20 protein-coding genes are annotated in these 18132 nt (G+C 58.1%); 7 read left to right on the top strand and 13 right to left on the bottom strand.

Annotated features, from left to right (window positions below; genetic code table 11):
• Position 1: 1 nt before the first annotated feature.
• The gene (locus AC2FLJ_RS06825) at positions 2–1015 is read right to left on the bottom strand and encodes a hypothetical protein (protein ID WP_496704970.1); all 1014 of its coding nucleotides are present in this window, start codon (positions 1013–1015) and stop codon (positions 2–4) included.
• A gap of 153 nt (positions 1016–1168) precedes the next feature.
• Between AC2FLJ_RS06825 and AC2FLJ_RS06830 the strand changes: the two genes are divergently transcribed.
• Both AC2FLJ_RS06830 and AC2FLJ_RS06835 read left to right on the top strand, forming a co-directional pair.
• A complete protein-coding gene (locus tag AC2FLJ_RS06830) occupies positions 1169–2104 on the top strand; it encodes a DMT family transporter (RefSeq protein ID WP_282169187.1) in 936 nt (311 codons plus the stop codon).
• 322 nt (positions 2105–2426) lie between these two features.
• The gene (locus AC2FLJ_RS06835) at positions 2427–3185 is read left to right on the top strand and encodes a Hint domain-containing protein (RefSeq protein ID WP_496697069.1); all 759 of its coding nucleotides are present in this window, start codon (positions 2427–2429) and stop codon (positions 3183–3185) included.
• Between the two features lie 63 nt (positions 3186–3248).
• Here AC2FLJ_RS06835 and AC2FLJ_RS06840 read toward each other — a convergent pair whose 3' ends face one another.
• From AC2FLJ_RS06840 to AC2FLJ_RS06875, 8 genes are all read right to left on the bottom strand, one after another.
• Positions 3249–5450 (bottom strand): 3-hydroxyacyl-CoA dehydrogenase NAD-binding domain-containing protein, encoded by a 2202-nt coding sequence (locus AC2FLJ_RS06840; protein ID WP_496704973.1) that lies wholly within the window; start codon positions 5448–5450, stop codon positions 3249–3251.
• Positions 5443–5931 carry a cupin domain-containing protein gene (locus AC2FLJ_RS06845; protein ID WP_496704975.1) on the bottom strand — a complete coding sequence of 163 codons (489 nt, stop codon included), beginning with the start codon at positions 5929–5931 and terminating at the stop codon, positions 5443–5445. The genes AC2FLJ_RS06840 and AC2FLJ_RS06845 overlap by 8 nt, the downstream gene beginning before the upstream one ends.
• The gene (locus AC2FLJ_RS06850; protein WP_472724145.1) at positions 5931–7142 is read right to left on the bottom strand and encodes an acetyl-CoA C-acetyltransferase; all 1212 of its coding nucleotides are present in this window, start codon (positions 7140–7142) and stop codon (positions 5931–5933) included. Before AC2FLJ_RS06850 ends, AC2FLJ_RS06845 begins: the two co-directional genes overlap by 1 nt.
• Positions 7143–7153: 11 nt before the next feature.
• Positions 7154–7792, bottom strand: coding sequence for a glutathione S-transferase family protein (locus AC2FLJ_RS06855; protein WP_496704977.1), 639 nt, complete (start codon positions 7790–7792; stop codon positions 7154–7156).
• 135 nt (positions 7793–7927) lie between these two features.
• On the bottom strand, positions 7928–8140 hold the full coding sequence (locus tag AC2FLJ_RS06860) for a hypothetical protein (RefSeq protein ID WP_496704979.1): 213 nt from the start codon (positions 8138–8140) through the stop codon (positions 7928–7930).
• Positions 8141–8194: 54 nt separating this feature from the next.
• A complete protein-coding gene (locus AC2FLJ_RS06865) occupies positions 8195–9976 on the bottom strand; it encodes an acyl-CoA dehydrogenase C-terminal domain-containing protein (RefSeq protein ID WP_496704981.1) in 1782 nt (593 codons plus the stop codon).
• Positions 9977–10025: 49 nt separating this feature from the next.
• Positions 10026–10427: a MerR family transcriptional regulator gene (locus AC2FLJ_RS06870; protein WP_496704982.1), complete on the bottom strand. Its 402-nt coding sequence runs from the start codon at positions 10425–10427 to the stop codon at positions 10026–10028.
• Between the two features lie 283 nt (positions 10428–10710).
• Positions 10711–11079 (bottom strand): MerR family transcriptional regulator, encoded by a 369-nt coding sequence (locus tag AC2FLJ_RS06875; protein ID WP_058275812.1) that lies wholly within the window; start codon positions 11077–11079, stop codon positions 10711–10713.
• Positions 11080–11196: 117 nt separating this feature from the next.
• Here AC2FLJ_RS06875 and AC2FLJ_RS06880 point away from each other — a divergent pair, with 117 nt between their 5' ends.
• Genes AC2FLJ_RS06880 through AC2FLJ_RS06890 form a run of 3 tightly spaced genes read left to right on the top strand, consistent with a single transcriptional unit; the run spans position 11197 to position 13457 of the window.
• Complete coding sequence (locus AC2FLJ_RS06880; protein WP_113790396.1) at positions 11197–11616, top strand: PaaI family thioesterase; 420 nt, start codon at positions 11197–11199, stop codon at positions 11614–11616.
• A complete protein-coding gene (locus tag AC2FLJ_RS06885) occupies positions 11616–12134 on the top strand; it encodes a PaaI family thioesterase (protein ID WP_282169191.1) in 519 nt (172 codons plus the stop codon). The genes AC2FLJ_RS06880 and AC2FLJ_RS06885 overlap by 1 nt, the downstream gene beginning before the upstream one ends.
• A 6-nt stretch (positions 12135–12140) precedes the next feature.
• The gene (locus tag AC2FLJ_RS06890) at positions 12141–13457 is read left to right on the top strand and encodes an MATE family efflux transporter (RefSeq protein ID WP_496697060.1); all 1317 of its coding nucleotides are present in this window, start codon (positions 12141–12143) and stop codon (positions 13455–13457) included.
• Here the strand turns inward: AC2FLJ_RS06890 and arsC are convergent.
• From arsC to AC2FLJ_RS06910, 4 genes are read right to left on the bottom strand one after another with little or no spacing between them, the layout of a single operon-like run.
• Positions 13454–13795, bottom strand: a complete 342-nt coding sequence (gene arsC / locus AC2FLJ_RS06895) for an arsenate reductase (glutaredoxin) (protein ID WP_496697058.1) — start codon at positions 13793–13795, stop codon at positions 13454–13456. The two genes, AC2FLJ_RS06890 and arsC, sit on opposite strands and share 4 nt — an antisense overlap.
• Positions 13792–14850 carry a quinone-dependent dihydroorotate dehydrogenase gene (locus AC2FLJ_RS06900; protein WP_496697056.1) on the bottom strand — a complete coding sequence of 353 codons (1059 nt, stop codon included), beginning with the start codon at positions 14848–14850 and terminating at the stop codon, positions 13792–13794. The genes arsC and AC2FLJ_RS06900 overlap by 4 nt, the downstream gene beginning before the upstream one ends.
• Entirely contained in the window at positions 14847–15278 is a 432-nt protein-coding gene (locus tag AC2FLJ_RS06905; protein ID WP_496704985.1) for a DUF1330 domain-containing protein, read from the bottom strand. Before AC2FLJ_RS06905 ends, AC2FLJ_RS06900 begins: the two co-directional genes overlap by 4 nt.
• Positions 15275–15613 carry a DUF952 domain-containing protein gene (locus AC2FLJ_RS06910; protein WP_496697053.1) on the bottom strand — a complete coding sequence of 113 codons (339 nt, stop codon included), beginning with the start codon at positions 15611–15613 and terminating at the stop codon, positions 15275–15277. Before AC2FLJ_RS06910 ends, AC2FLJ_RS06905 begins: the two co-directional genes overlap by 4 nt.
• A 108-nt stretch (positions 15614–15721) precedes the next feature.
• Between AC2FLJ_RS06910 and AC2FLJ_RS06915 the strand changes: the two genes are divergently transcribed.
• Together AC2FLJ_RS06915 and AC2FLJ_RS06920 are read left to right on the top strand one after the other, a co-directional pair.
• Complete coding sequence (locus AC2FLJ_RS06915; protein WP_496704987.1) at positions 15722–17299, top strand: bifunctional metallophosphatase/5'-nucleotidase; 1578 nt, start codon at positions 15722–15724, stop codon at positions 17297–17299.
• A gap of 140 nt (positions 17300–17439) precedes the next feature.
• The gene (locus tag AC2FLJ_RS06920) at positions 17440–18105 is read left to right on the top strand and encodes an SOS response-associated peptidase (protein ID WP_496697049.1); all 666 of its coding nucleotides are present in this window, start codon (positions 17440–17442) and stop codon (positions 18103–18105) included.
• Positions 18106–18132: the final 27 nt, after the last annotated feature.

Raw genomic sequence — 18132 nt, forward strand, 5'->3', positions numbered from 1 at the left:
TTTACTCGCCACAGATATTCTGCAGCCGGACCCAATCGCGGTCCGGCAGCACTTGTGGCAGCGGGCGTCCGGCCATCGGGTCGGCCTCGATCAGGCCGAGAGTGTCTTCCCCCGTGACATCCACAGCATAGGCATACGGCGTTGAAGGCAGCGCCGCCTGGGCGAAAACTTCTAGCAAAGCTTGGTCGGGCAAAGTTGGGCGCGGTTCTGACAAGACCTGTTCCGTATAGGCGTCAACGATCTCGGCCGTCAGCTCTCCGGTTGTTAGCAGGCGGAATGCCGTGGTTGGGCCGGTTCGGTCCAGTACCTCGTCCAAGGGATCCTGTGCGGCAGCCCGCGCGCGTTCGGCGATGATGTAACCGGCGGCGATGGATGGGTCCTCGTGATCTTCAACCAATGAGCGGTTCAACAGAATGATCCCACCAGGCAGGCCGAGGCTTGTTTGCACCCCGGCGGGCAGAATAACGACCTCTCGCACTCCGGTTCGGGCTGCCAGTTGGTCCAACGCAGCCTGTGCATCCTCTGAGGTGCACGAAACACCCGAAACCCGTTCAATCCGGTGCAGGATCGCATCCCCGATATCGTATCGCTTGATCTCGGGGACAACAGAAACGACGTGGTTTTGCAGTGCGGCCGGAACCCAAAGCAGCAATAGTGCGGCAACTGCAGCAACCACTCCCGCAACACTAAGCCAACGCAACCGCCCGGGATGCGGGCGCGACCGATCAATTGCCTTTTGCAAACGGTCGATCGCCGCGATCATCGTCGTCTCGGTTTCCTCCAGCTCCAGCGTTTCGTCGGGGTCTCCGTCCGGGTTGAAGATTGCGGGATAAAGTCCTGGGTTCTGTCGCTCCAGCGCAGCCAATGACCAATGCGTCAATGCCCGATCGTTGAAATCAGAAATCGTCAGCGTTGCTTCGCCAATCGACACCACAACCTCGCGCCGCTGCACGTCGGGCGAGGGGCGCCACAGACCGGTGGCTTCGATCCGTTCGTACTGTTTCAGAGCCGTCATCAAGGTGAAGTTTGCTCGTTATTATTTTGCCCCAGCTTAACATGGTAAATTCAAAGGGCGCAAACCAGTTGCGCCGTCTGCAGTAAATGTGCTGGATACAACAGCGCGCGAAGGATCGGCCTGTCGTGCTCCACTGTTATGCTGAGGTGAATGATGCAGGCGGACACTCAGACGTCACCGATACTGGCATCGGTGCTGATGATCAGCGCGATGGCGATCATCGGCGTGATAGACAACGTAGTGATCCTGTTGGCGGAAACGGTTGGCCTGTGGCAATTCCACCTGAGCCGCGCGTTGCTGATGTTGCCGCTGATCTTTGGTCTGTCGCTATTGGGGCTGGGCAGTATGCGCCCGAAACGATTTGGCCCGGTGATTCTGCGCAGCGTACTGATCACCCTGGCCATGTTGTTCTATTTCGCGTCGCTTGCGGTCATGCCGATTGCGCAGGCGCTGGCCGGGTTGTTCACGTCGCCGATCTTTGTCCTGTTGATCTCGGCCTTGGCAATGAAACAACGGATTGGTCCTTGGCGTATCGTTGCGGTTTTGCTGGGGTTTGCAGGGATCCTGTGCGTGCTGCAGCTTGACCCCTATGATTTCGATACCCGCAGCCTGTTGCCGGTCGCCGGGGGCCTGTTCTACGCGTTGAGTGCCGTTATCACGCGCAGCCACTGTTCGGATGAAAGCACCGTCGCTCTGTTGGCCGCGATGATCATCACGCTGGGGGCAGCCGGGGGGATCGGTCTTCTGGTTCTCGAGCTGATTCCGGTGGCCGCGCCGGATGGTCCCGACGGTTTCGCCGCGCGGGGTTGGGTCTGGCAGATGCAGCCCGCATTGTTGTGGATCGCAATACAGGCGGTTGGTTCCACGATTGCCGTCTTCATGTTGATCAAGGCCTATCAGGTGGGCGAGCCGTCCTATGTCGCGGTCTTTGAGTACTCGGTCATGATCTTTGGTCCGCTCTTTGCTTTTGCGGCCTTCGGGCAGGCAATCGGGCCGATGCAGATTGCTGGGATTGGCTTGATCGCAATCGCTGGTGCCCTGTTGGGATGGCGTGCAGGGCGCGAGGCTGCTCGGCCAGAACCGGTTTAGCCGTATCCTGAGGCCAGCTTATTGTTTTGAGAGGGCAAGCGGGGATCATTCAGACCTGACCCCGATGGGTGTAACATGACCCGGGCGATTTCAATCGACGGGCTCCGACAGATTCGGCCGCACGGATAAGCGCTGGTGGTCATTATAGTTTCCAAAAACCTGCCAATATTTCCCAATTGCGCAGTGTTGTTCAAAGAATTGTTGTTTTTCACGGCTTTAAGAACGCAAATTGGGCAGCAATGTGTCTAAACAAAGTCGGCCATGTTTAAGTTGTGCTAGTCGTTATGAGTAGTTGTTTTTGTGTCAGAAGTGGGTGCGACACGTGTTAAAAGTACAGAGTGTTTTGAGTTATGAGGCGGTTCCGAACCATCAAGTGCAGGACAACCCTGCGGTTTCGCTGAACGCGCGTCGGGGTGGTTTTGTCCACGGAACTAAGATCGCGACGGATCGCGGTTGGCAGCCTGTTGAAGGACTGCAAGCAGGCGATCTGATCCGAACGATGGACAACGCGTTCAGGGCAGTCTCGCGGGTTGCGACCGATTGCATCGCAATCCCTGCCAGTGAGACCAAAGCGGAAAACCTGCCGGTCCGTGTGCCGTCAAACACTTTGTATAATGGCGATCCGGTCTGGTTGATGCCAGAGCAGGGCGTGGCGTTGGATAATACCAAATTGAACCGGGGTCCGATCACGCTGCCGATCAGCATGCCCGTGGTCCCTGCGCGGGTTCTCAGCGGTACGTTCCGGCTTTCGTCCAGCGCGCCATCATTGCTGTTTGAGGTTTGTTCGTTGTTCTTTGAGCAAGACGAAGTGATCTATATCGAGGGTGGTTTGCGCGCCTTTTGTCCTGCGGGCCGCTTTGGGTCGAACAGCCGGCCCGCGAACGCCTCTTACAAGGTGGTCGATGCTGAGCGGACCGAAGATCTGATCGACATGGTCGCGCATAGCAGGGATATAGCAGTGCTTGCAAACTCACTGGGCGCGCTACCGGCGCCGATCATGCAGAACCCGATATTTCCAGCGCGGCCTGTTATGGGCGCGCGACGTCCCGGGCGGCCGGGGCGGCCTGCTCCGATATTCTAATTTATTTAAAGCTATTAATTAAAGAATGGCGCTGGCGCGGTAACCCGCACCAGCGTCTATTTTTTAGGCAACTTTTGCTTCGGGGTCAAAGCGACCATAGAAGCTCTGGCCTTTCTCAGCCATCTCACGCAGCAGCGGCGGGCAGGCGAAACGTTCACCATACTGTGCCGTCAACTGGTCGCAACGCTCGGCGGCGTAGGGCGTGCCAATGATGTCCAGCCAGCTGAGCGGACCACCCGACCATGGCGCAAAGCCCCAGCCAAGGATCGCACCCACGTCGCCTTCGCGGATGTCCTCCAGAACGCCTTCTTCCAGCGCGCGGACCGCTTCCAGAACCTGCGCGAACATCAGCCGTTCCTGCACTTCGATCAGGTCAGGCTGGTCCTCGGCATGCGGGTATTTCTCCTGCAGACCCATCCAGTACTCGGTACGCTTGCCTTTTTCGTCATAGTCGAAGAAGCCCGCGTTTGCCTTGCGGCCCAGACGGCCCTGTTCTTCCATCCAGAAGATCAGATCATCGCCCGGGTTTTCCGGATAGGCATCGCCCATCGCGGCTTTGGTGGCGCGAGCAATCTTGGCGCCCAGATCAATCGAGGTTTCATCGTTCAGCTGGATCGGCCCAACGGGGAAGCCCAGCTGACGCGCGGCATTGTCAATCAGCACAGGGCTGACGCCCTCGGTGATCATGCGCAAACCTTCGTTGATATAGGGGATGATGCAGCGGTTGGCGTAAAAGAAGCGTGCGTCGTTGACCACGATCGGCGTCTTGCGGATCTGGCGGACATAGTCCAACGCCTTGGCCACCGCGCGATCACCGGTTTCCTTGCCCTTGATGATCTCGACCAGGAACATCTTCTCGACCGGTGAGAAGAAGTGAATCCCGATGAACTGATCCGGGCGCACGCTCGCCTTGGCCAGATCCGAGATCGGCAGGGTCGAGGTGTTCGAGGCAAAGATGCAATCCTCAGGGATAATCGCCTCGACCTTCTTGGTCATCTCGGCCTTTACGCCGACGTCTTCAAACACGGCTTCGATGATCAGGTCGCAGCCCTTGAGGTTGTCCAGATCCGGCGTCGCAGTGATGCGACCCAGCATGGCCTCTTTCTTTTCAGCGGTGACCTTGCCGCGCTTCATACCCTTGTCCAGGTAGCTCTCGGTGTAGGCCTTGCCTTTATCCGCGGCCTCTTGGTCACGGTCGATCAGAACCACTTCCATACCGGCCTGAGCTGAGACCAGCGCGATACCGGCACCCATCATGCCTGCGCCCAGAACACCGATCTTCTTGACCCGCTGATCGGGTACGCCCGCGGGGCGAACGGCACCTTTTTCCAGCGCTTCCTTGTTCAGGAACAACGAACGGATCATTGCGCCCGAAGACGGGTTCATCAGAACAGACGTAAACCAGCGCGCTTCAATCTTCAGCGCGGTGTCGAAATCGACCAGAGCACCCTCGTAGACGGCGCTCAGCAGAGCCTTGGCCGCAGGGAAGGCGCCTTGAGTTTTGCCGTTCACCATCGCCGACGCGCCGACAAAGTTCATGAAACCAGCAGGGTGGTAGGGGGCACCGCCGGGCATCTTATAGCCCTTCGCATCCCAGGGTTTGACGATATCCGCGTCCTTGGCGTTCAGCACCCATTCCTTGGCTGCGGCCATTGGCTCGGCTGCGATCTCGTCAATATAACCCGCGCCCTTGGCTTTCTTGACGTCCAGCATTTTTCCTTCCAGCAGCAGCGGTGCCGCGGCAATCGCGCCAACCTTGCGGACCATCCGGGTGGTGCCGCCCGCGCCGGGGAAGATGCCGACCATGATCTCGGGCAGGCCATATTTGGCCTTGGGGTTTTCGGCCGCAAAAATGCGATGCGTAGACAGCGGCAGCTCCATGCCAATGCCTGCGGCAGTGCCGGGCAGAACGGTAGCAATCGGCTTGCCGCCCTTCTTGGTCTTGGGGTCCATGCCCGCCAGTTCAATCTTGCGCAGCAGGGCGTGCATCTGCATCGTGCCCTCGAACAAGCCTTTTGCCGGGTTGTCGCCCGCCTGTTCCTTCATCACGGCCAGCAGGTTCAGGTCCATGCCGCCTGCAAAGGAGCCTTCTTTACCGGATGTGATAACGATCCCTTTGACGTCGTCATCAGCCAACGCCTGATCGACCAGATCGCTCAGTTGCGCCAGCCCGTCAAAGGACATCACGTTCATGGTTTTCCCGGGCACGTCCCAGGTAATAATGGCGACGCCGTCTGCGTCTTTGCTCAGAGTGAAATCAGTCATTGTCATCTCCAATCTGGTCAGCCGTCAGCGGGCTGCCATCCTTGCGGGTGAAGGCGAATCCGTTCTCGTCATCCTTCACCATCATGTCTATGTCGCTGTAATAGCCGGTCTCGGTCGGGGTCCGTGTGCCCACTACCAGAAAGGTCGCGGGCGCATCGGTTTTGTTCACAAGGTGGTGGCCATTGGCCTCACCTGCGGGCCAAGCGGCGCAATCGCCGGGCTGCATCTCATGCTCACCATCGTCATCGATCAGCACGCAGGTGCCGCTGAGCATGATGGCAAATTCGTCCTGCTCCATGTGGTAATGGCGCAGCGAAGACATGCCTTGCGGTTCCAACCGTACGATGTTGACCCCGTATTGGGACAGCCCGCCTGCATCGCCCACACGCTGGACGAAACGACCTACGGTCGCCTCGGCCAGTTTGCCGGGATAGGCCGAGCCACCCAGAAACGGGATCTGAGAGAGATCCAGCTTGGGCATCAGACGCGCTCGATGATCGTCGCTGCACCCATGCCGGATGCAATGCAGAGCGTGGCTAGACCGGTTTCCTTGTCCTGACGCTCCAGTTCATCCAGCAGAGTGCCGATGATCATCGCACCGGTTGCGCCCAGCGGGTGGCCCATGGCGATCGAACCGCCGTTGACGTTGACCAAACCGGGGTCGACATCAAACGCCTGCTGGAACCGCAGAACGACTGAGGCAAAAGCTTCGTTCACTTCGAACAGGTCCAGATCGCTGATTTTCATTCCGTTGTCGGCCAGAATCTTCTCGGTCACCGGTACCGGGCCAGTCAGCATGATGGTCGGGTCGGTGCCAATCTTGGCCGTCGCTTTGATGCGGGCACGTGGCTTGAGGCCGTACTTCTCGCCGAATTCCTTGTTGCCAATCAGAACCGCGGCAGCACCGTCCACGATGCCCGAGCTGTTGCCCGCGTGGTGGATGTGGTTGATCTTTTCCAGATGCGGGTATTTCAGCATCGCCACCTTATCAAAGCCGGGCATCTGTTCGCCCATCATCTGGAAGGCCGGGTTCAGGCCGCCAAGGCTTTGCATGTCAGTGCCAGGGCGCATGTATTCGTCGCGGTCAAGAATGGTCAGGCCGTTCTGATCCTTGATGGTGATAACCGATTTATCAAAGCGGTTGTCTGCCCATGCTTCCGCGGCGCGGCGTTGGGATTCCATCGCCAACGCGTCTGCGTCATCACGACTAAAGCCATATTCGGTCGCGATGATATCGGCCGAGATTCCCTGTGGCACGAAATAGGTGTCCATCGCCAACGAGGGATCAACGGCAATCGCTGCGCCGTCGCTGCCCATGGCAACGCGTCCCATCATTTCCACGCCACCTGCGATGTACGCTTGGCCAGCGCCGCCCTTGACCTGGTTTGCCGCCAAGTTCACAGCTTCCATGCCGGACGCACAGAAACGGTTGATCGCCAGACCGGGGATCGACTGGTCCAGGTCCGAGGCCAGAACCGCGGAACGTGCCAGACAGCCGCCTTGTTCCATCACCTGCGTGACATTTCCCCAGATCACGTCCTCAACGGCGTGGCCTTCCAGATTGTTGCGCTCTTTCATCGCATTCAGGGTCAGGGCGGACAGGCGTACCGAGGTTACCTCGTGCAGGCTGCCATCCTTGCGGCCCTTGCCGCGCGGGGTGCGCAGGGCGTCATAAATATAAGCTTCGGTCATGGGGTCTCTCCTTAAGCTCGATCCGACGGTTTGCCGGGCATCAGGTCATAGGGGTGTTTCCAGCCTGGCTGTCCCGACAAGCGGGTCAGCCAAGCGTCGATATGGGGCCAGTCGGAACGGTCAAAGCCGAATGGTTCAGGATAGTACAGATAGCTGCAGCAGCTGAGATCGGCATTCGTGACGTCATCACCAACAATCCAATCGCGACCTTTTAGATGAGTGTTTAGAACGTCATAAGCCGCTTTGAGGCGACCTTGATTGAAGGCAATTACATCAGGATTTCGGTGCTGTTCAGGCAGAAAGTTGATCAGGAAACGGGTCAAGCCAGCCATTGAGCTGAGCTTGTGATTGTCCCATAGCACCCAGCGCAGAACGTCGTAGTTCTCATCCCGGTTCTTGCCGCCGAACTTGCCGGATTTCTCGGTCACATAGGCCTGAATGGCACCCGATTGGCTGGTTCGGAAATCGCCATCGACCAGCACGGGCGCTTCGCCCATTTCATTGACTTCGGCGCGGTATTCGGGAGTACGTGTCACGCCTTTGAAGAAGTCTACAAAAACCGGCTCCCAGTCCAGCCCGGACATTTCCAGGGCCAAGGCGGCCTTGTAGCTGTTTCCGCTTTCTCCGAAGCAATGAAGTTCGATTGTCATGCGATCGCCCCTCCCAAGGCGTACGGTGCGAAGTCGAAACTCGCGTATTTCGAGAAAAACAATCCGCTTAGCTGAGCGCCAAAGGGCATTGTCTTGCTGAAAACACGCCCACCTGAGTGAAGGTGGCTGTAGTGTTTAACGCTTGCGGTCATCCAACTCGGAATTGAAGATTCGCAGGCGATGGGTCAGGTTGTCCTCGTTGATCACGCTGTTGAAATTCTCGAACAGAAACGACAGCGCCTCTCCTTCGTCCAATCCAGCATCACGCGCGAACGTTTTGAGCTTGCGATACCCGTCTTCGGTCATTGCGACGGGAAAGCGGCGGGTTAGTCGAAAACGCTTTGGCATGTAGTTCCTCCGGTAAGCTGGGTCCGGGCAATATCGCCCGGACCCAGACTGAGATCAGAAGTTCGCCGCGTCCAGAGCCATGACCGTGTCCGCGCCCGTCTGGATGCGTGCCAGATGCATGCCTGTAGCAGGCAGGCGGCGCGCCATGTAGAAGCGCCCGGTGTTGATCTTGGTCTCGTAGAACTCTTTGTCCGACGCGCCGCCATCCAGCGCATCTTGCGCGGCTTTGGCCATCTGCGCCCACATCAAGCCCAGGCAAACATGTCCGAACATGTGCATGAAGTCATAAGAACCGGACAGAGCATTGTTGGGGTTCTTCATGCCTTCCTGCATGAAGTACATGCCAGCGGCCTGCAGGTCTTTGGACGCAGCCTTCAGCGGTTCGATGAAGGCCTTGTCATAGGCTTCGTCTTTACCAGCGTTGTCTTTGCAGAATGTCTTGACCATGTCGAAGAACGCCATAACGTGCTTGCCGCCGTCTTGCGCCAGCTTACGACCAACAAGGTCCAACGCCTGAACGCCGTTGGCGCCTTCGTAGATCATCGCGATGCGTGCGTCGCGGGTGTATTGCGACATGCCCCATTCTTCGATGTAGCCATGACCGCCATAGACCTGCTGTGCCTGAACGGTCATGTCATAGCCCTGATCGGTCAAAAAGCCTTTGATGACCGGTGTCAGCAGCGAGATCAGTCCGTCCGCATCTTTGTCGTCAGACCGATGCGCCTTGTCGATCATGGTCGCGCCCCACAGGATGAACGCACGCGCACCTTCGGTGAAGCTTTTCTGATCCATCAGGTTGCGGCGGATGTCCGGGTGCACGATCAGCGGATCAGCTGGGCCGTCCGGGTTCTTTACACCGGTCACGTCACGGCCCTGCAGGCGGTCCTTGGCGTATTCTACAGCATTCTGGTAGGCGGCTTCGGCCTGCGACAGACCCTGCATGCCCACACCCAGACGCGCTTCGTTCATCATGGTGAACATGGCACGCATGCCTTTGTGCTCTTCGCCCAGCAGCCAGCCGGTAGCTTCGTCATAGTTCATGACGCAGGTAGAGTTGCCGTGGATACCCATCTTCTCTTCGATCTTGCCGACCGAGACACCGTTACGCTCGCCCGGCGTGCCATCTTCATTGACGATGAACTTGGGCACGATGAACAGGGAGACGCCCTTGATGCCTTCGGGGCCGCCGGGGATCTTGGCCAACACCAGGTGGATGATGTTGTCAGCCATGTCGTGATCGCCGGACGAGATAAATATCTTTTGGCCCGAAATCTTATAGCTGCCGTCGCCCTGCGGTTCTGCCTTGGTGCGCATCAGGCCCAGATCGGTGCCGCAATGCGGTTCCGTCAGGTTCATGGTGCCGGTCCATTCGCAGCTGACCATATTGGGTAGGTATTTGTCTTTCTGTTCGTCGGTTCCGTGCGCCAGGATCGCTGACGCCGCGCCGTGCGTCAGGCCCTGATACATCACGAATGCCTGGTTCGCAGCCGAGAACATCTCACCAACGGCGGTGCCCAGGACGTATGGCATATTCTGACCGCCATACTCTTCCGGCATGTCGAGGCCAGTCCAGCCACCTTCTTTCATCTGCTCAAAGGCGTCTTTGAACCCGGTGGGCGTGTATACGATACCGTTTTCCAACCGGCATCCTTCGGTGTCCCCAACCACGTTCAGTGGGTGCAGAACATTGGTGGCCACTTTGCCTGCTTCTTCCAGAACGGCGCCTGTGAATTCGGCTTCAAGCTCGTTGTACCCCGGAACGTCGGAGTCCGAGATTTTCAGTACGTCGTGCAGAATGAACTGCGTATCTTTGTTTGGCGCGTTGTAGACGGGCATGTGAAGCTCCCTTTAATTCATATGTCCGGGTGGTAGGCAGGCGAGGGCGTTACTCGGCAGCCTTTTTGTCTTGTTTGACCGAGGCGATGACTTTCTCGCCCCAGCGCAACTGTTCTTTCAGATCGTCGATCGCCTGGGTCAGTTCCTCACGGCGCGCTTCCATGTCTTCCAGACGCTCGCACGCAATTTCATAGGTGCGCGATATCTGAGTCATCTGTTGGTCGCCGACATGGTAAAGGTCCAGAAGCTGGCGAATTTCTTCAAGGCTGAACCCAAAGCGCTTGCCGCGCAGGATGAGTTTCAGGCGGGCACGATCACTTTTGGTGAACAGCCGTTTCTGACCTTCACGGATCGGAAACAAAAGCTCTTTGGCCTCGTAAAACCGCAACGTGCGGGGCGTGACATCATATGCCTCGCACATTTCTCGGATGGTCATCAGATCTTCGGTCATGGTTTCAGCACTCTCGTCACTGGCGTCAATGAAAGTCAGTTGCGCAGTCGATGCGCACGTTACAACATGTAGATGACGTTCACGTAATGTGAACGCTGCGTCACAACAGAAGTTTACGTAACTTCCGCGCGCGTCAAGTCGCGGATTTCCGACTTTTTCGGAATTAACGTAACGGAATTTGTGGGTGCCAATTCCCGCAGAGCGACCCAACACACCTTAAGGCATGACCGAAGTGTGCGAGAGTCGCTTCATTTTTTGAGTGCGCGATGGTGCGCCAACGGAATCACTCGAGCGATTTGGCAGTCTGGTCACGCATCTCGGTCAGGGCATCAATTGCCTCGTCCAATTGCTGTTTTTGCTGGTTCAGTTCGACGATCTGCTTGTCCGCGACGTCGACAAAAGCACGCATTTGGATCTCGTTGCCTTCATTTTCATAGATCAGCAGCCACTGCCGGATATCTTCCAGCGAAAACCCATATTTGCGGCCGCGCAGGATCAAAGTCATGCGTGCGCATTCCCGCGGACCATAATATCGCGATCTGCCTTCCCGATCGGGTTGCAGCAATTCGATGTACTCATAGTAGCGCAGGGTACGTGGAGTCACATCGTACTCGGCGCACATCTCTTTGAATGACAAACGGTTGTCGGACATTCCTGATCTCCTCTGGCGCAGCCTATGTTCTGTCAGCGGCAAGCGCAACCGGCGGGCTTGCTCTTTTGGCGGACACGGGCTCATAAAGGGATAAACCAAAAGAACGGATTCAAGTACATGGTCGACAAAGCCGCAATTGCGCGCCAGTTCATCGAGGCGATCCCGCATGCAAGGGCGTTGGGTCTGAAGCTGACCTCAATCGGAAATGGCGAAGCGGGTATTACAATGCCGTACAGCAAAGAGCTTGTTGGCGATCCGCGCACCGGGGTGATTCATGGCGGCGCTGTTTTCGCCGCACTGGATACCTGTTGTGGTGCCGCCGTCATGAGCCATCCGTCGGCCCCAGGGGGTACGGCGACAATTGACCTGAGGATCGACTATATGCGGGCGGCAACACCGGGACAGACGATAACGACCCAGGCGACATGCTACCACATCACACGGAACGTCGCCTTTGTGCGCGCGACGGCGATGGACGAAGACGAAGGTCTTCCAGTGGCCACAGCGGCAGGGTCATTCACGGTGGAGGGTCTGTAATGGCGCGTACTCGCCCGGAACCCGTCCAGGTCGTAAAACAACGCCGGGATGCGGCGTTGAACGCGATTGTCGATGGTGTGCCCTACATTCGGTTCCTCGACATCGGCTTTGATCGCCGCGGTGATGAACTGACTGGTGTTTTGAACTTTGACCAGAAACTGATCGGTAATCCGTTACTGCCCGCATTGCATGGCGGCGTCACGGCGGCGTTTCTAGAAGTCACGGCCGTCATCACGCTGAGTTGGGAGTTCTTGCTGCCCAAGATCGAAAGCGGGGAACTGAATGCCAGTGATATCGCCGACTACGAAAAAGTACGTTTTCCAAAGACCGTCGATTTCACCGTCGACTATCTGCGGTCAGGCCTGCCGCGTGATGCTTATGCGCGCGCGTTCATCAGTCGGGCCGGGCGTCGCTATGCCTCTGTCCGGGTCGAGGCCTGGCAGGACAATCACGCGAAGCTCTTTGCACAGGCTTCGGGGCATTTCCTGATGCCGCGGCCCACTACCGACGGAAAATAGAAAGCTATGCAGGACGCTTCGGCACCCATTACGCATAAGCGGGTGCTCCGGATTGCAGCGCCGATCGTATTGTCCAATGCGACGGTGCCAATTCTGGGGGCGGTGGATACTGGTGTCGTGGGGCAGTTGGGTCAGGCGGCCCCAATCGGTGCGGTCGGCATGGGAGCCGTTATTCTAGCGACCATCTACTGGGTGTTCGGGTTCTTGCGTATGGGGACAACCGGTCTTGCTGCCCAGGCACGTGGTGCAGGGGACACGGCGGAAACCGGAGCCTTGCTGATGCGCGGGCTATTGTTGGGCGGCGCGGCAGGTTTGTTCTTTATCCTGACACAAGTCTGGTTGTTCTGGGGGGCGTTCGCCCTGTCTCCAGCCAGTCCCGAGGTTGAATCTCTGACCCGCGCCTATCTGGAGATCCGTATCTGGGGTGCCCCGGCAACGATTGCGCTTTTTGCCGTCACGGGCTGGCTGATCGCGGTAGAGCGCACCAAGGGTGTGTTTGTTTTGCAGATCTGGATGAACGGGCTGAACATCGTTCTGGATCTCTGGTTTGTTCTTGGCCTTGGCTGGGGCGTCGAAGGTGTCGCCATCGCGACGCTGATCGCCGAATGGACCGGGTTGGCGCTTGGTCTCTGGTTGTGCCACGACGCTTTCGCTGGAAATCAGTGGCGCGACTGGCCCAGGATCTTTGACCCAGCGCGTCTGCGCCGAATGATGCAGGTGAACGGCGACATAATGGTGCGTTCGGTGCTTTTGACCGGCGCATTTACCACTTTTTTGTTTGTTGGTTCCGATCTGGGGGACGTCAATCTGGCGGCAAATCAGGTGCTGCTGCAATTTCTTGAGATCACGGCTTTTGCCTTGGACGGTTTCGCCTTCTCTGCCGAGGCGCTGGTGGGCAGTGCGGTCGGCGCGCGTGATCGGGCCCAGGTACGGCGCGCGTCGATCATGGCCTCGCAATGGGGCGTCGGAGGTGCGTTTGCCCTGGGTCTTGTGTTTTTTCTGACCGGACCATCCCTGATTGATCTGATGTCAACCTCACCCGAAGTACGGGTTGCCGCGCGCGAGTTTCTGCTCTGGGCGGCCCTTGCGCCGATGATCGGCGTAGCCAGCTGGATGTTCGACGGTATCTATATCGGGGCGACCTGGACCCGCGCCATGCGGCAGGCGATGATCCAGTCCGTCGCGATCTATGTGGTGGCCCTGTTCCTGCTGGTGCCGACGTTCGGTAATCATGGGCTTTGGGCCGCGCTGATGGTCCTGAACATCGTGCGCGGGGTCACGTTGGGATGGCGTTACCCTAAGCTGGAAGCGCAGATCGCTTAAAGCAGCGACAGCAGGTTTTCGGGCGGACGACCAATCGCGGCCTTGTCGCCGGCAATGGCCAGAGGACGCTCGATCAGGATGGGGTTTTCCGCCATAGCCTGGATCAGCTCGTCCTCGGGTGTCGTTTTTGACAGGCCCAGTTCCTTGAACCGCTTTTCGCCTGTCCGCATCATCTCGATGGCCGAAATTCCCAATTGGGACAACACCGCGCGCAGCTCATCAGCCGACGGCGCATCCGCCAGATATTTGCGAACCTTGACGGTCGCACCTTTTTCTTCCAGCAACGCCAGACCTGTGCGAGATTTTGAACAGCGCGGGTTATGCCAATATTCAATCACAGCCAGTCCTCTCTTTTGCTGCCAACGGCCTCTGCGACCGAAGCGAACCCGTCTTGCGCCAGCAGTTCATCCAGACCTTGGGCTATTTCTGCGGCTAGTGAAATGCCGCCATAGACCATGGCCGTATAGAACTGCACAGCCGAAGCCCCGGCGCAGATCTTGGCATAAGCCTGCTTTGCCGTCCCGATCCCGCCAACGCCCATCAACGGGATTTGCCCGTCGGTCAACTGGCTAAGACGTGCTAGAACGCGGGTCGATTTCTGGAATAACGGTGCGCCGGACAGACCGCCTGCTTCACCCTTATGGGCACTGCGCAGACCATCGCGTGACAGGGTTGTGTTGGTGGCAATCACCGCATCCACGCCGGTTTCGCGGGCCACATCGGCAATGTCTTGCAATTCGCCTTCGGTCAGATCCGGAGCAATCTTCAGGAAGATTGGCAAGGGGCGGGGCAGTGCGTTGCGCGTCTCAATCACGCCGCTTAGCAACGCACTCAGGGCCGCCTTGCCCTGAAGATCACGCAGTTTTTCCGTATTCGGGGATGAGACGTTGACCGTGGCAAAATCCAGATGCGCGGCGCAATGGGCCAGGACCTTGGCAAAATCGCCGGGGCGGTCGTCGCTGTCTTTGTTGGCACCCAGGTTCAGGCCAATCACCGCGTCCTTTGGGCGGTCAGCCAGACGGCGGGCCATGACCTCCATGCCTTCGTTGTTGAACCCGAACCGGTTGATGGCGGCCATGTCCTGGGTCAGGCGGAACAGGCGTGGTTTCGGGTTGCCGGGCTGCGGGCGCGGGGTCACGGCACCGACCTCGATAAACCCGAACCCTGCGCGGGACAAAGGCGCAAGAACCTCACCATTCTTGTCGAATCCTGCGGCCAGGCCAACGGGATTCGGCAGGTCCAATCCCGCCACTTCGGTGCGCAACCGATTGGAGGTCACTGGACCCGGCGCGGGGGCCAATCCGGCCTTTAGCGCCTTGATCGATAATCCGTGAGCTGTCTCAGGATCCATGCGTTGCAGGGCTGCCAGCCCCAGTTTTTCAGTCAGTTTCATCCGAATGCCTCTCCGCCAATGGTAGGGGCGCATCGTATAAGGCGCGAGGTTTCGACGGCGGCTTGGCGGTGCACCACAGCCATTTGGTAAACCGGGTCCGTCACCATTTCCAGAAACGCGTGCGCTGTGGGATAGCGGGCGATGAATACTGCGTCCCAGTTTTCGTTTTGCGGGCCGATCAGTGTCGTCTGAAACACGCCGCGCCACAGGATCGAAGCGCCAAGGCGCGCTATGATCGGAGCGGTTTCCGAGCCGTACTTGCCGTAAGCCTGCGCGCCGGTCAGCCCGGCATCCACGAGTTTGTGCCCTGCGGGATACTCAGCAGCGTCGCGGAACTTCACCAAGTTCAGCATCTCGATCGGGTGGTCCCGATCAAGGTCCTTGAAGGCCTCAAACTGGGCGCGGTCCGGATCGACAAAATTGGTCATTCCATATCCTTGGGAAACTGGTGAGCGGTTCCATCAAAGGGCAGGGCGCGCGACCAGACAACATCGGTCATTTTGATCTGCCGATAAAGATGGGGGAAAAGCGCGCCACCGCGCGAAACCTCCCATTTCAGGTCGTCGCCCATCACATCGGCGTCACACGCCAGCAGGGTCAGCCCTTCGACCCCGGCAAAATGTTTGGCGGCTGTTTCTGCCGCCTGCTTGGCAGTCGAGAAATGAACATATCCGTCAGAGACATCAATCGGCGCCCCGTCTGATGCGCCTTGTGCCTGTAACGTGGCCCATTCATCGGCCCGAAAAATTTTGTAAATCAGCATGCGGTCGTGATGCACCGGGCCACGGGTAGAATCAAGCCGGATTTCCCCCTTTGACTCTCGGCGTTGCGCGTCGCAACATCTCCGCAATTAACAATAGGGAGTTAAACTATGCTCACCCGTCTTTTGACATCTGCTGCGGTGCTCAGCCTGACCGCAGGCATGGCATTTGCCGAGTACAAACTGACGATTCTGCACACCAACGATTTCCACTCGCGTTTTGAGCCGATCAACAAATACGACAGCGGTTGCGGTGATGAAGACAATGCCGAAGGCAAGTGCTTTGGCGGTTCCGCGCGCTTGGTCACTGCAGTCGAGGAGGCACGTGGCCGTGCCGAAAACTCGATTCTGGTTGATGGCGGAGACCAGTTTCAGGGATCGCTGTTCTATACTTATTACAAGGGCAAGGTCGCGGCCGAGTTCATGAACAAGCTGGGCTACAACGCGATGACGGTGGGTAACCACGAATTCGACGACGGCCCCGAGGTTCTGCGCGGCTTTATCGACTCGGTCGATTTCCCGGTTCTAATGTCCAATGCGGATGTTGCGGACGAAGAGTTGCTGACCGACAAGATCAAGAAATCGACCGTAATCGAAGTTGGCGGCGAAAAGATCGGCCTGATCGGCCTGACACCTATCGACACTGATGAGCTTGCCTCGCCCGGTCCGAATATCTCGTTCTCGGACCCGGTGCCTGCGGTTCAGGCTGAGGTGGATAAGCTGACCGGTGAAGGCGTCAACAAGATCATCATTCTCAGCCACTCGGGCTACGGTGTGGATCAGCGCGTTGCGCAGGAAACCACCGGAGTTGACGTGATCGTAGGTGGCCACTCGAACACATACCTGTCGAACACCTCGGACAAGGCCGCCGGCCCGTACCCGACCGTGGTAAACGGCGTGCAGATCGTTCAGGCCTATGCCTACGGCAAATTTCTGGGTGAGCTGAATGTGACCTTTGACGATGACGGCAACGTGGTCGAGGCTGCTGGCGAGCCGCTGATCATGGACAACACAGTCACCGAGGATCAGGCCGCTTTGGATCGTATTGCCGAGCTGGCCGTGCCATTGGATGAAATCCGCAACAAAGTGGTTGCAAACTCTGCCGATGCCATCGAAGGCGACCGCGCTATTTGCCGTGTTCAGGAATGCCAGATGGGCAACCTTGTGGCCGACGCAATGTTGGCACGCGTCGCGGATCAGGGCGTTAAGATTGCGATTGCCAACTCGGGCGGTCTGCGGGCTTCGATCGATCCGGGCGACGTGACCATGGGCGAAGTGCTGACCGTGCTGCCGTTCCAGAACACGCTGTCGACCTTCGAGATCAGCGGCCAGGGCGTCATCGATGCGCTGGAAAACGGCGTCAGCCAGGTGGAAGAGGTCAAAGGCCGCTTTCCGCAGGTTGCTGGCCTGACCTTCACCTGGGACCCGGCCGTTGCGCCGAACGAAGGGCGTATCGCTGAGGTCATGGTTGCCGACGGAGACGGGTTTGTTCCCATCGATCCGGCCGCGACTTATCTGGTGGTCACCAACAACTACGTCCGCAATGGCGGTGACGGCTACAAGATGTTCTCGGGTGACGACAAAAACGCCTATGACTTTGGCCCCGATCTGGCCGATGTAACGGCAGAATATCTTGCCGAAAACGCGCCCTACACGCCTTATCTGGATGGGCGGATCAAGCAGAAGTAAATCTGTTTCGATAAACAAACCAAAAGGCCGCGTTTGACGCGGCCTTTTCAGTCTTATGGTCAGAAACGGCTTGATGGTGTTCCACTCGGTATCGGCGCGGGCGACATTAACCTACAATTTCTGAAAAAGGGACAAGGCCTATGTGCGGACGGTTTGCCGTAACACTTCCCAACGATGCAATGGCGCAGCTTTTTTCGGCCCGCCCGGCTAACACTTTGCCAGCGGTGCCGAATTTCAACGTCTGCCCGACCAATCAGGTGCATGTGGTGCGCGCGGGCGAAAACGGGCGCACGCTTGATCCGCTGCGCTGGGGGTTTTTGCCCCATTGGTACAAGGGCGAAAACGCAGGACCTCTGTTGATCAACGCGCGGGCGGAAACGCTTGCCGAAAAGCCCGCCTTTCGCGCTGCATGCCGCGAACGCCGCTGCCTGATCGCCGCGACGGGGTTCTATGAATGGACCAAGACGGAACAAGGCGACAGGTTGCCATGGTACATCTTCCGTCAAGACAACGCACCGATTGCCTTTGCCGGTGTTTGGCAGGATTGGGGGCCTGAAGATGCGCGGCAGGGCACCTGCGCCATCGTCACGACGCCGGCCAACCGTCACCTCAGCGCGATCCATCATCGCATGCCTTTGATTCTGGAACCCGATGACTGGCCGCTGTGGCTGGGGGAGGCCGGAAAGGGGGCCGCGCGTCTGATGCAGCCGGGGGACGAAGATGTCCTCAGCTATCACCGCGTCAGCCCGACCGTGAATTCGAACCGCGCCAGCGGGCCGGAATTGATTGAACCGATCGAAACCTAGCCCTGCCTTTTCATTCACGGCTTTGCG

The sequence above is a fragment of the Ruegeria sp. CDSA034 genome (assembly GCF_059612275.1).